The organism is Rhodosalinus sp., assembly GCF_046542825.1.
In the GTDB taxonomy this organism is placed as follows: Bacteria; Pseudomonadota; Alphaproteobacteria; order Rhodobacterales; family Rhodobacteraceae; genus Rhodosalinus.
Genome location: NZ_JBKHAQ010000086.1, coordinates 1 through 12,374, shown reverse-complemented (window position 1 = coordinate 12,374; position 12,374 = coordinate 1). Strand labels below are relative to the sequence as shown.

Below are 12,374 nucleotides of genomic sequence, written 5' to 3'. Positions count from 1 at the left end.
GCCGAGGATTTCCCCGCCTTCATCGTCAACCGCATCCTGATGCCGATGATCAACGAGGCGGTCTATACCCTCTACGAAGGCGTCGGCAGCGTGCAGTCGATCGACCGGTCGATGAAACTGGGCGCCAATCACCCGATGGGTCCGCTCGAACTCGCGGATTTCATCGGGCTCGACACCTGCCTCGCCATCATGAACGTGCTGCACGACGGGTTGGCCGACACCAAATATCGCCCCTGCCCGCTTCTGACGAAATACGTCGAGGCCGGCTGGCTTGGCCGCAAGACGAAGCGCGGCTTCTACGACTACCGGGGCGAGACGCCGGTGCCCACGCGCTGAGCGGCGCGCTCTTCGCCCTTTCCGGGGCTCATCGCGGAGACAGCGAGGACGCCCGCCAGGGCGGACGAGCGGCTCAGCCCGCGCCCAGCGCGAGCGTGCGCTCGCGCAGCCAGGCGACGAAGCCGCGGGGATTGCTGGCCCAGGCCTCTATCTCGTCGCGGTCGATCGCCCGGCCCACCACCGGGGCCTGCGGCTTGTCGAGCGCATGCGCCACCTCGTGCAGCAGAAGCCCCTGCCGCAGGGTGGGCGAGATGCGGTTCGCCATCTGGTACCAGCGCGAATTGGCGCCGGGAAAGTAGATCGGCACGACCTGCGCGCACGACCGCTGGATCATCTTCGCGGTGAAGGGGTTCCACTCCGCCTCGATCGCCGGGCCGAACAACGTCTCGGATGCTGCCACCACGCCGGAGGGGAAGAGCACGATCGCGCCGCCGGCCTTCAGGTGATCCATCGCCTGGCGCCGCATCTCCAGGTTCTGCTGCAGCGCATCCTTCTCATGCGCGAAGGGCACCGGGATCATGAACTGCTCGATCTCGCCCACGCCGGTCAGCAGCGAGCGGGTGAGGATCTTGTAATCCGTACGGCGCCGGCCGATCAGCTCCGCCAGCACCATCCCGTCGACCAGCCCGTGGGGGTGGTTTGCGGTGATCACCAGCGGGCCCGTCTCGGGGATGCGCGCGATCTGCTCCGGCGGCGTCTGCAGGTCGATCCCCATCACCTCGAGCGCCTGCCGCCAGAAGGGCTGGCCCACCGGCACGCCCATCGCCTCGAACCGGCGGATCAGCCGCAAGAGCTTCAGCTTGCCGGTCATCAGTTCCATCGCCTGTATGGTCTTGACCTTGACCGGGCTGGTGAAGGTGTTGGCGTAGCTGAGCCGCCGCCGGTCGTAGGGCCGGTCGTGCAGTCCGCCATCGCCCTGCCCCGTGGGGCGGGCGGGCTGGCGGTGCATCAGCACCGAGCGGTGCCGGGAGCTTTCGACCAACGGGATGCCTCCGGTGCGGTTCGGGCTCACATCTCCTCGCCGAAGCGGTTGGCCACCAGCGCCTCGACCGCATCGGCGAGCGCCTGCGCGTCCGGGCCCGACGTCTGAAGCTCAATAGTGCTTCCCTTGGAAGCTGCCAACATCAAAAGGCCCATGATCGAGTCGCCCGAGGCGCTCAGCCCGTCGCGGCTGACCTCGGCCACGGCGTCGAAGCCCTCGACGACCTCGACCAGCTTGGCCGAAGCCCGCGCGTGGAGCCCCTTGTCGTTGACGATTGTCAGGGTTCGATGGACGGTTTCGGTCGACATGAAGGGGTTTAGTCAGCCGAAACGTTGTGGCTGTCAATATACTTCCGCCCCGCCTCGAGCGCGGCGCGGACGGCTTCTCCCAGCGGCTTGTGGCGGCTCTTGGCAAGCTTGATCAGCATCGGAAGGTTCGCACCGTACAGGATGCGGCGGTTCGCCACGGCGCAGGCCCGCAGGCTGAGGTTCGACGGCGAGCCGCCGAACATGTCGGTCACGACCACCACGCCGTCGCCCGCATCCACGGCGTCGGCCGCCGCGGCGATCTCCGCCTGTTTCGCGGCGCGGTCGTGGTCCGGCTCGATCGCGATGGCACGGATGCCACGCTGCTTGCCGACGACATGCTCGACGGCAGCAAGATACTCGCGCGCAAGCCCTCCGTGGGCGACGATGACGATTCCGATCACGCGGTCCTCTCGGCGCTGGCGGCGGCCGGCTCCGGACGCGGTTCGCCCGGCACGGCGCGCTCAAGCTCGCGATGCCGAACTGACACCTGCCAGCCGTCGGCCGCAAGGGCCGCCGCCATTCGTTCCGCAAGCGTGACCGAACGGTGACGCCCGCCGGTGCAGCCGAAGCCCAGACCGAAATGCGTCTTGCCCTCCTGCCGGCAGGCCGGCAGCAACAGGCGCGTCAGGTCGAGCACCCGGTCGAAGAAGGGCGCGAAGCGCGGATCGGCGGCGACATGCGCCTGCACCTCGGCGTCGCGCCCGTCGAGCGCGCGCAGATCGGGGTGCCAGTAGGGATTGTCGAGAAAGCGGCCGTCGAAGATCATGTCCAGCCCGCGCGGCAGCCCGCGCTTGTAGCTGAAGGACTGCACCGTGACGGCAAGGCCGAGCCCGCTCTGCGGCGCGGCGAGCCGCACCACCTCTGCCCGCAGGTCGTGCGGCGTGAGATCCGAGGTGTCGATCAGGATCTCGGCCCGGGCGCGCACCGGGCCCATCAGGTCGGCCTCGCGCTCGATCCCGGCCTCCGGCGCCTCGGCCGGCGCCAGCGGATGGCGGCGCCGCGTCTCCGAAAAGCGGCGCAGAAGCACGTCCGGCCGGCAATCGAGGTAGATCAGCTCGGCCGAGATGCCCTGCCGGCCGGCAAGCGTGTCCATCAGGTCCAACAGGGCGTCGGGCGCGAAATCCCGGTTGCGCGCATCGAGACCCAGCGCCAGCGGACGGTCCAGCGGCGGCCCGGCGATCAGACGCGGCACGAGTCCGATGGGAATGTTGTCGATCGCCTCGAAGCCTGCATCCTCGAGCGCGGCAATCGCGGTCGACCGCCCGGCGCCCGAAGGCCCGGTCACCAGCACGATGCGCTGAACGGCCCCGCTTTCCCCGCTCATCCCAGCAAACTCAGGCAAACCTACCCCTCTGGAGATATAGCAGGATCGCGGCGGGGAAAGCTGGTGTCGCCGGATTATGAAAGAGCGGAAGGTCCACACCCATCAGGGTGAGCGTTCGGCGCGGCGGCAGGCGCTCCGTTTCCCGGAACCCGAGCTGCACCGCAACCGCGATCGGGGCGGGCGCGGCCACCGGCGCGTGCAGAAGGCCGACGCCACGCGCCTCGACCACTCCCGACAGTTTCGGCGGCGGCAGGGCGATGAGCCGCGCACCGCGCCGCAGCACGCATACGCGATCATCGCCTACCAGGCGCGCGCCGCGCGCGAGACATTCCAGCGCCAGCGCCGACTTGCCGCTGCCGGACGGCCCCAGAAAGAGCGCCGCGCGCCCGTGGGCGGCGACGGCACTGGCATGCAGCAGCGCCGCGTCCTCGGCCGGCCGGGACCCGGGGCGCGGCGGGTCATCCATCGCCTAGAGCGGAAGGCCCACGACGAAGCGGGCCCCCAGCGGCTCCGACGTGTAATCCGCTGCGGTGGGACGGATGTTCTCGGCCCAGATGACGCCGCCGTGGGCGTGCACGATCTGCTCCGAAATGGCGAGGCCCAGCCCCGAGTTGTTGCCGAAATCGTCGGCGGGACGCTCGGAGTAGAAGCGCTTGAAGATCTTCTTGAGCGCGCCCTCGGGGATACCGGGGCCGGTATCCTCGACCACGACGAGCACGCGGTTCTCGCGCTTGCGCGCCCAGAGCCGGATCGCGTCTCCATCCTCGCAGAAGCTGATGGCGTTGGTCACCAGGTTGACCACCACCTGCGCAAGCCGGGCCTCCAGGCCCTGCACGATCACCGGCTGGTCGGGAAGATCCGTGATGAACTCTATGCCCTTCTCCCGCGCCTGCTGCCCGAGATACTGGCAGAGGTTGTCGAGCATCCTGCGCAGGTCGAAGCTTTCCTCGACCTCCTTGACCAGTTCGCTGTCGAGGCGCGAGGCGTTCGAGATGTCGCTCACCAGCCGGTCCAGGCGGCGTACGTCGTGTTCGATCACGTCGAGCAGGCGGGCGCGCTGGTCCTCGCGGCTCGCGACGCGGAGCGTGCCGACGGCCGAGCGCAGCGAGGCGAGGGGGTTCTTGATTTCATGCGCGACATCGGCGGCGAACTGTTCGTTGGCGTCGATCCGGTCGTAGAGCGCGGAAACCATGCCGCGCAGCGCACCGGAAAGCTGTCCGATTTCGTCGGGGCGTGCGGTCAGGTCCGGGATACGGATGCGGCCGGACCGGCCGAAGGAGCTGCGGTGCCGGTCGCGGCCGATCTCTGCGGCGGCAGCGAGTTGCGAGATCGGATTCGAGATCGTCGAGGCGAGCACGAGGCTCAGGCCGATGGACACGAGAATCGCGATCACGAACATCTGAAGCACGCGCTCGCGCTCGGCGCGCACGAACTCGTCGATCTCGCCGGCGGCACTGGTGGCGGCCACGGCACCCACGACCCGGCCGTCCCGGATGATCGGCGTGGTGAAGGAAATCACGGTGCCGCCGTCGGCATCGAGGCCGGTCTCGACGGCGGCGCGCCCGGCCAGCGCGCTTTCGATCTGCGGGGCGAGCTGCTCCTCCAGCGGCCCCGCACTGCCACCGCCCAGCGTCTCCTCTACCGCCGTCCAGGCCCGGGCAAGCGCATCGGTGATGAACGTGCGCGGCGGCGTCTCGCGAAGCGCCTCCAGATCGGCGGGCGCCGCGCGCCCGTCCTGATGGGCGAGGATGTTGCCCTGCGGATCGAAGACGAAGACCTCCATCCCCTGCCGAAGATCGAGGGCTCGGAGCGTGCGTTGCACGTCGGCGGCCTGGTCCGGCGCCCTCTCCCGCACCTCGAACACGTCGGCGATGAGCCTGGCCTCGCCCGCGAGGCCGGAGGCGCGCTGCAGCGCGAGGCTCTCGCGCGAGCCGTCGAGGTAGAGGATGCCGGCGACAAGGATGTTGAGCGCGATCAGGTTGAAGATGATGATCTTGCGCGTGAGCGGCGAGCGGCGCCACGACAGGACCCCTCGACGCACCCGCGTGGGGTCTTCGCTGCTGTCGGCCTCAGGGTCAGGGGCAACCCAGTCGTCGCCGAGAACCAGATCCGGTTCCCGGCGCGGTGGCGCGCGGCCGATGCCGCTCTCCTCAGCCAGCGCCATCGCTATTCTTCGTTGTAACGGTAGCCGATGCCGTAAAGCGTCTCGATCGCCGAGAACTCGGGGTCGACCGCGCGCATCTTCTTGCGCAAGCGCTTGATGTGGCTGTCGATGGTCCGGTCGTCGACGTAGACCTGTTCGTCATAGGCCACGTCCATGAGCTGGTCGCGGCTCTTCACGAAGCCCGGCCGCTGCGCGAGCGCCTGGAGCAGGAGGAACTCCGTCACGGTCAGCGTGACGTCCTGCCCCTTCCACATCACGGCATGCCGCAGCGGATCCATCGTGAGGTTGCCGCGGACCATTGTCCTGACGTCCTCGTGCTCGCCGACCGCATCGCCTGAAATCAGTTCCTGCCGCCGCAGGAGCGCGCGGATGCGTTCGACCAGCAGGCGCTGCGAGAAGGGTTTCTTGACGTAGTCGTCCGCCCCCATCCGCAGCCCCAGGACCTCGTCGATCTCGTCATCCTTGGAGGTGAGGAAGATCACGGGCATCGATGTTTTCTGCCGCAGCCGCTGCAACAGATCCATGCCGTCCATGCGCGGCATCTTGATGTCCAGAACGGCCATGTCCGGCAGCTTTCGGCTGAAGGCCTCCAGCGCGGACTGGCCGTCGTTGTAGGTGTCGACCTCGAAACCTTCGGCCTCGAGCGTCATGGACACCGATGTCAGGATATTCCTGTCATCGTCCACGAGGGCGATCCGGGACATGAGTGGTTCCTTGTTCTGCTCTGCCTGTCTTTTTTCGCCCTTCATCCTCTTTTCGGGCTTTACAATCAATCCCAATTTGCGAATCACGCGGGCTTCGCACCTGATTCCAGCCACAATTCCTTCAACAATGACTAATTTGCCTCACCCTGCGGCAGCCGAGATCCGGTTGATTGCGCTAACGTGAGTCCGGTTGCGCCGAAATCGGCCCGGTTGCGCTAACACCCTGCGGCGCCGCTGTTCACCCTGCGCGAAGCCGTGCTAAGCGAAAGGCGTCGCCCGGCTGGCGCGAGGCCCCGCCGGGCCCGGTCGTGTCGCGGGGCCGGCTGACGGACAGGCAAGCACGCCACGGCGGCGAGAGGAGCGAGGCATCATGACCATTGGACGGGTGAACCCGGAGTTCCGGCTCGAGGATCAGGGTATCTCGGGGCTGAAGGTCGCACACTACAACCTGATCGAGCCGGCGCTGATCGAGGCGGGACTGAAGCGTGGCGAGGGGCGGCTTGGCCTTGGCGGGACCTTCCTCGTGAGCACGGGCAAGTTCACGGGCCGCTCGCCCAGGGACAAGCATGTCGTGCGCACCCCCGACGTGGACGACAAGATCTGGTGGGACAACAACGCCGAGATGTCGCCCGCGGGGTTCGAGGCGCTTTACGTCGACATGCTCGCCCACATGAAGGGACGCGAGGTCTTCGTGCAGGATCTCGTCGCCGGCGCCGACCCTGCCCATTCCATCGACGTGCGCGTCGTCACGGAGCTTGCCTGGCACAGCCTCTTCATCCGCCACCTGCTGCGGCGGCCCGAACGCGAGGCGCTCGACCGCTTCACCGCCGACTGGACGGTGATCAACCTGCCCTCGTTCCGCGCCGACCCCGCGCGGCACGGCTGCCGCAGCGACACCGTGATCGCGATGAACTTCGAGAAGCGGCTGATCCTGATCGGCGGCACCGAGTATGCCGGCGAGAACAAGAAATCTGTCTTCACGCTGCTCAACTACATCCTGCCGGAAAAGGGCATCATGCCGATGCACTGCTCGGCCAACCACGCGCCGGGCAATCCGGTGGACACGGCGGTGTTCTTCGGCCTGTCCGGCACCGGCAAGACCACGCTCTCGGCCGACCCCGAGCGGGTTCTGATCGGCGACGACGAGCATGGCTGGTCCGATCGCGGCACCTTCAACTTCGAGGGCGGCTGCTACGCCAAGACCATCAACCTCAACCCCGAGGCCGAGCCCGAGATCTTCGCGACCACCCGCAAGTTCGGCACCGTGATCGAGAACATGGTCTACGACGAGGAGACGCTGGAGCTTGACTTCGACGACGCTTCGCTGACCGCCAACATGCGCTGCGCCTATCCGCTGGAATACATCTCGAACGCCTCCGAGACGGCGCTGGGCGGGCATCCGAAGAACGTGATCATGCTGACCTGCGACGCCTTCGGCGTGCTGCCGCCGATCGCGCGGCTGAGCCCGGCGCAGGCGATGTATCACTTCCTGTCGGGCTTCACCGCCAAGGTCGCGGGCACCGAGCGCGGCGTGACCGAGCCGCAGCCCACCTTCTCGACCTGCTTCGGCGCGCCCTTCATGCCGCGCCGGCCCGAGGTCTACGGCAACCTGCTGCGCGAAAAGATCGCGCGCCACGGCGCGACCTGCTGGCTGGTCAACACCGGCTGGACCGGCGGTGCCTACGGCACCGGAAGCCGGATGCCGATCAAGGCCACGCGCGCGCTGCTCTCTGCCGCGCTCGACGGCAGCCTTGCCGATGCCGAGTTCCGCAAGGATCCCAACTTCGGTTTCGAGGTGCCCGTCTGCGTGCCGGGCGTGCCGGAGGTTCTGCTCGATCCGCGCCGCACCTGGGCCGATCCTGACGCCTACGACGCGCAGGCCCGCAAGCTGGTCGGCATGTTCGCCGAGAACTTCGAGCAATACGTGCCCTACATCGACGACGACGTGAAGGCGGCGGCGATCGGGTGAGCGCGATGGTCGCCGGGGTGGACGGCTGCCCCGGCGGATGGCTCGCGGTGCTCATGGAAGGGGCCGGGCCCGGCGCTGCCAGGGCGACGATCGTGCCTGACCTGCCGGCGCTGCTGACGCTCGATGCCAGTGTCGTTGCCATCGACATGCCGATCGGGCTGATGGACGCGGCAGGCGATTCACGTCCGGCAGATCGCGCGGCGCGCAGGTTTCTGTCCCAACGGAATACGGGCGGGGTGCGGGCGCCGGGCTCGCGCGTGTTCGCCTCGCCCGCCCGGGTGCATCTCGACGTGATCCGCGCGGGCGGCGGCTACAGCGGGATTCTGGAGAGCTTCCCGCCGGGCCGGCGCCTGTCGAAGCAGTGCTTCAACATATGCGACCGGATCATCGCGCTGGACGATCTGGGGCCCGAGACACATGAGGGCCGGATATGGGAGGTGCACCCGGAGGTTGCCTTTGCGGCGCTTGCGGGACGGACGCTCGCGCCCAAGAAATCGCCCGAGGGGCGATGCGCCCGGCAGGCGGCGCTTGCCGCGCTGGGCTTCGACCTCGACGCGCTCGGCGCCGCCCTCGGCCCCCGCAGGCGCCGCTGGAACCCGGACGACCTGTTCGACGCCTGCGCCGCCGCCTGGTCGGCCGGCCGCATCGCGCAAGGGCGCCACGCCACCCTGCCCCAACCGCCCGAACGCGACAGCCGCGGCCACCGCATGGCGATCCACTACTAGCCCGGCGAAACTCGCCACGGCAAGAGCGAGACCTAGATGCTCAACCGATACGATGGTGAAGAAGGTCATGCGCCGCCCCTACCACCGCCCGGCAGCACCCGCAGAAGCGAAAAGGTCCGCGCAACTTTCGGTCGGAATGCCGCAGCTGGGGGCATTATCGTTGCGCTGCAGGTGCGAAGGGACTATGGCGGCAGAGAGTGCAGGAGGGATGTGATTCAATGGCTCACGACGGACAGGACCTGAGCGCCGCGCAGGCGGCCGTGCTTCCCGACCTGCTGCGCCTGACCGGCGCGGCGGTGGCCCCGGCGGAAGCGATACTGGAGACCGCGAAAGAGCGGCTGCGCGCCGAGGTGACCGAGGATGGCCGCATTTCGGGCAGGCTGATCGAGGTGCACCAGACGGCGGCGCACGGCCTGGCGTGGCTTGCCACCTATGTCGAGGCGCTGCGCCAGATGCAGGCCTGGGCCGAGAGACTGGACGGCGAGGGCAGGTTCGGGGAAGTCGAGCACCTGATCCTGCAGATCGCCTTCGGCGAATACCTCTGGCAGATCCAAGGCGGCATCCCGATGAGCCAGGGAGAGATCCTGCGCCTGCAGGACATCGGCCTGAGCGAGGAGGACATAGGCGGCCTGATGACGCCGGAGGTGGTGACGCTCACCCGGCAGGGCAACACGCAGGCGGCACGCACCCGCCTTGTCGAGCTGATGCAGGAGCGCGCGGCAGAGATCACCGTGGGCGCCAGCGGCCTCGACGAAGAGCTCGAGATGATCCGCGAACAGTTCCGCCGATTCGTCGTGGACAAGGTCGAGCCGCACGCCCACGAGTGGCACCTCAAGGACGAGCTGATCCCGATGGAGATCATCGGGGAGCTTGCGGAGATGGGCGTCTTCGGCCTGACCATCCCGGAGGACTACGGCGGGCTTGGCCTGTCCAAGGCGTCGATGTGCGTCGTGTCGGAGGAGCTGTCGCGCGGCTATATCGGCGTGGGCAGCCTGGGCACCCGGTCCGAGATCGCGGCCGAGTTGATCATCGGCGGCGGCACCGAGGCGCAGAAGGAAAAATGGCTGCCCGCCATCGCCAGCGCCGAGGTTCTGCCGACGGCGGTCTTCACCGAGCCCAATACCGGCTCTGACCTGGGCGCGCTGCGCACCCGCGCGGTCAGGGACGACAGCGGCGACTATCGCGTGACCGGCAACAAGACCTGGATCACCCACGCGGCGCGCACGCATGTCATGACGCTGCTCGCCCGCACCGATCCGCAGACCACGGACTATCGCGGGCTGTCCATGTTCCTTGCCGAGAAGACCCCCGGCACGGACGCGCACCCCTTCCCCGACGACGGCATCACCGGCGGCGAGATCGAGGTGCTGGGCTACCGCGGCATGAAGGAATACGAGCTGGCCTTCGATGACTTCCACGTGAAGGGCGAGAACCTGCTGGGCGGGCAGGAGGGCCAGGGCTTCAAGCAGCTGATGGCCACCTTCGAAAGCGCGCGCATCCAGACCGCCGCGCGCGCGGTGGGCGTGGCGCAGTCGGCGCTCGACATCGCGATGCGCTACGCGCAGGACCGCAAGCAGTTCGGCAAGCCGCTGATCGCCTTCCCCCGCGTCTCGGGCAAGCTGGCCATGATGGCGGTCGAGACCATGGTGGCCCGCCAGCTCACCTATTTCTCGGCCTTCGAGAAGGACGAGGGCCGGCGCTGCGACCTCGAGGCCGGGATGGCGAAGCTGCTGGGCGCGCGGGTCGCCTGGGCCAGCGCCGACAACGGGTTGCAGATCCATGGCGGCAACGGTTTCGCGCTGGAATACGCGATCAGCCGCGTGCTCTGCGACGCGCGCATCCTCAACATCTTCGAGGGCGCGGCCGAGATCCAGGCGCAGGTGATCGCGCGCCGCCTGCTGGGCTGAGCCGGCGTCCGCCGGGCGTCAGCCCGTCCGGCGGTACTCGCTCAGATACCAGTCGACAAAACTGCGCACGCCCTCCTCCAGGGGCGTGCCCGGACGGTGCCCGGTAAGCGCCGTCAGAAGTGTCGTGTCCGCCCAGGTGGCCGGAACGTCGCCCGGCTGCATCGGCAAGAGCCGCTTCTCGGCCTCCATCCCCAGCGCCGCTTCGATCGCGGCGACGAAATCGCCCAGCTTCACGGGCTGCGCGTTGCCGATGTTCACGACGCGCCAGGGCGCCACGGGCGAGAGGCTGTCGCCGGCGCAGGTGCGCTCGGTGGCGGGCACCGCATCGATCAGCCGTACGACCCCCTCGACCAGATCGTCGATGTAGGTGAAATCGCGCATCATCTCGCCGCGGTTGTAGACGTCGATGGCCCGTCCTTCGAGCATCGCGGAGACGAACCTGAAGAGCGCCATGTCGGGCCGCCCCCAGGGGCCGTAGACCGTGAAGAACCGGAAGAGCGTGACCGGAAGCCCGTAGAGATGGGCGTAGGAATGGGCCATCGCCTCGGTCGCCTTCTTGCTGGCGGCGTAGAAGGACATCTGGTGATCGGCGCGGTCGCACTCGGCATAGGGCATCTTCTCGTTGGCGCCGTAGACCGACGAGGTGGAAGCGATCAGCAGATGCGCGGGGGGATGGGCGCGCGCCGCCTCCAGCAACTCGAATGTGCCCGCGATGTTGCTTTCCAGATAGCTGCGCGGCGCCTCGATCGAATAACGCACGCCCGCCTGCGCGGCGAGGTGCAGCACCGCCTCGGGACGATGCTTGGCCATCAGGTCCGCAAGCACGCCCGGCGCCTCGATCCGGTCGGTCAGATGCGCATAGCCCGGCTCCGCCTCCAGCAGCGCGAGGCGGCGGCGCTTGAGCGCGGGATCGTAGTAGTCGGTCAGCGCGTCGATGCCGGCCACGCGCCAGCCCTCGCGCAGGAGCCGCCGCGCCAGGTGGAAGCCGATGAAGCCGGCCGAGCCGGTGACAAGGGCCGTGCGGCTCATGCCGCCCGCCTGCCGACTGTCGCTTGCCTCTCGTGCGGCATGGCCCTGCCTCCGAATGCCTCTTGTCGCCGCCCGGTTAGCGCGCGCGCGAACGAAAGACAAACGACACCGATCAACGCGCCTTGAGGGCGTCGCGGATCTCGATCAGCAACTCGATCTCGGACGGCGCGGCAGGTTGCTCAGGCATCGGTTCTTCCTCGCGCAGGGCACGATCCTTGATGCGGTTCACGAGCTTGACCAGTCCGAAGACGACGAAGGCCACGATGACGAAGTTGATCACGGCCATCACGAAACGGCCGATGGCGAAGACGGGCGCGCCGGCCTCCTGTGCCGCGGCGAGCGAGGCATGGCTGCTGCCGTCGAGCGTGTAGAACCAGCCGGAAAAATCGACCCCCCCGGTAAAGAGCGCGATCACCGGGTTGATCAGATCGCCGACCAGCGAGGTCACGATCGCGGTGAAGGCCGCGCCCACGATGATGCCCACGGCCATGTCCATGACGTTGCCGCGGGCGATGAAATCCCGGAACTCGGAAAGCATCCGGCGTCTCCCCTGAATGACCCCGCGTCGCCGCAGGAACTTTGTGTATCGGAACATCATGTTCGCACCTGTGGCGCCGGGCCGACAAGGGATAGGGTGCCCGCCAGCAGAAAGGAGCGTCCATGTCCGCAATCGACTCGTTTCCGATCACCCGCCGCTGGCCACCGCGAGATCCGCGCGTTCTGCAGCTTTATTCCTTTCCCACGCCCAACGGCATCAAGGTCTCGACCTTCCTGGAAGAGTCGGGGCTTGCCTACGAGCCGCACAGGGTCACGCTGGACGACACGGACGTGAAGAGCCCCGAGTTCCTGTCGCTCAACCCGAACAACAAGATCCCCGCGATCGTCGACCCCGACGGGCCGGGCGGGCGGCCCCTCGGTCTCTTCGA

The 12,374-nt window shown here is 68.0% G+C and carries 14 protein-coding genes; 5 read left to right on the top strand and 9 right to left on the bottom strand.

The features are described from left to right. Positions 1–336, top strand: a 336-nt coding sequence (locus tag ACLFOB_RS11270) for a 3-hydroxyacyl-CoA dehydrogenase family protein (RefSeq protein ID WP_410926133.1), incomplete at its 5' end; no start/stop codon positions are given. Between the two features lie 73 nt (positions 337–409). On the opposite strand, the gene ACLFOB_RS11265 is transcribed toward ACLFOB_RS11270, so the two are convergent. The 7 genes from ACLFOB_RS11265 to ACLFOB_RS11235 are packed head-to-tail and all read right to left on the bottom strand — an operon-like array spanning position 410 to position 5,818. Then, positions 410–1,285, bottom strand: a complete 876-nt coding sequence (locus tag ACLFOB_RS11265; RefSeq protein WP_410915978.1) for a lysophospholipid acyltransferase family protein — start codon at positions 1,283–1,285, stop codon at positions 410–412. 59 nt (positions 1,286–1,344) lie between these two features. Continuing rightward, a complete protein-coding gene (locus ACLFOB_RS11260; protein WP_410915963.1) occupies positions 1,345–1,626 on the bottom strand; it encodes an HPr family phosphocarrier protein in 282 nt (93 codons plus the stop codon). Between the two features lie 8 nt (positions 1,627–1,634). Continuing rightward, a complete protein-coding gene (locus tag ACLFOB_RS11255) occupies positions 1,635–2,027 on the bottom strand; it encodes a PTS sugar transporter subunit IIA (protein ID WP_410915964.1) in 393 nt (130 codons plus the stop codon). Continuing rightward, positions 2,024–2,950 carry an RNase adapter RapZ gene (rapZ, locus tag ACLFOB_RS11250; protein WP_410926132.1) on the bottom strand — a complete coding sequence of 309 codons (927 nt, stop codon included), beginning with the start codon at positions 2,948–2,950 and terminating at the stop codon, positions 2,024–2,026. The genes ACLFOB_RS11255 and rapZ overlap by 4 nt, the downstream gene beginning before the upstream one ends. A 10-nt stretch (positions 2,951–2,960) precedes the next feature. Beyond that, positions 2,961–3,416: an HPr kinase/phosphorylase gene (locus ACLFOB_RS11245; RefSeq protein WP_410915966.1), complete on the bottom strand. Its 456-nt coding sequence runs from the start codon at positions 3,414–3,416 to the stop codon at positions 2,961–2,963. Between the two features lie 3 nt (positions 3,417–3,419). Continuing rightward, positions 3,420–5,114 carry a sensor histidine kinase gene (locus ACLFOB_RS11240; RefSeq protein ID WP_410915967.1) on the bottom strand — a complete coding sequence of 565 codons (1,695 nt, stop codon included), beginning with the start codon at positions 5,112–5,114 and terminating at the stop codon, positions 3,420–3,422. A gap of 2 nt (positions 5,115–5,116) precedes the next feature. Beyond that, on the bottom strand, positions 5,117–5,818 hold the full coding sequence (locus ACLFOB_RS11235; protein ID WP_410915968.1) for a response regulator transcription factor: 702 nt from the start codon (positions 5,816–5,818) through the stop codon (positions 5,117–5,119). 370 nt (positions 5,819–6,188) lie between these two features. Here ACLFOB_RS11235 and ACLFOB_RS11230 point away from each other — a divergent pair, with 370 nt between their 5' ends. The 3 genes from ACLFOB_RS11230 to ACLFOB_RS11220 all read left to right on the top strand — a co-directional run bounded on the left by ACLFOB_RS11230 (position 6,189) and on the right by ACLFOB_RS11220 (position 10,419). Further along, positions 6,189–7,787, top strand: coding sequence for a phosphoenolpyruvate carboxykinase (locus tag ACLFOB_RS11230; protein WP_410915969.1), 1,599 nt, complete (start codon positions 6,189–6,191; stop codon positions 7,785–7,787). Between the two features lie 5 nt (positions 7,788–7,792). Then, positions 7,793–8,512, top strand: coding sequence for a DUF429 domain-containing protein (locus ACLFOB_RS11225; protein ID WP_410926134.1), 720 nt, complete (start codon positions 7,793–7,795; stop codon positions 8,510–8,512). A 218-nt stretch (positions 8,513–8,730) separates the two neighbouring features. After that, on the top strand, positions 8,731–10,419 hold the full coding sequence (locus ACLFOB_RS11220; protein WP_410926131.1) for an acyl-CoA dehydrogenase family protein: 1,689 nt from the start codon (positions 8,731–8,733) through the stop codon (positions 10,417–10,419). A gap of 18 nt (positions 10,420–10,437) precedes the next feature. Here ACLFOB_RS11220 and ACLFOB_RS11215 read toward each other — a convergent pair whose 3' ends face one another. Further along, a complete protein-coding gene (locus tag ACLFOB_RS11215) occupies positions 10,438–11,448 on the bottom strand; it encodes an SDR family NAD(P)-dependent oxidoreductase (protein WP_410926130.1) in 1,011 nt (336 codons plus the stop codon). 112 nt (positions 11,449–11,560) lie between these two features. Then, positions 11,561–11,986 carry a large conductance mechanosensitive channel protein MscL gene (gene mscL, locus ACLFOB_RS11210; protein WP_410926129.1) on the bottom strand — a complete coding sequence of 142 codons (426 nt, stop codon included), beginning with the start codon at positions 11,984–11,986 and terminating at the stop codon, positions 11,561–11,563. Positions 11,987–12,108: 122 nt separating this feature from the next. On the opposite strand from mscL, the gene ACLFOB_RS11205 reads away from it, so the two are divergent. Beyond that, the coding region (locus ACLFOB_RS11205) for a glutathione S-transferase N-terminal domain-containing protein (protein ID WP_410926128.1) at positions 12,109–12,374 on the top strand (266 nt) is incomplete at its 3' end.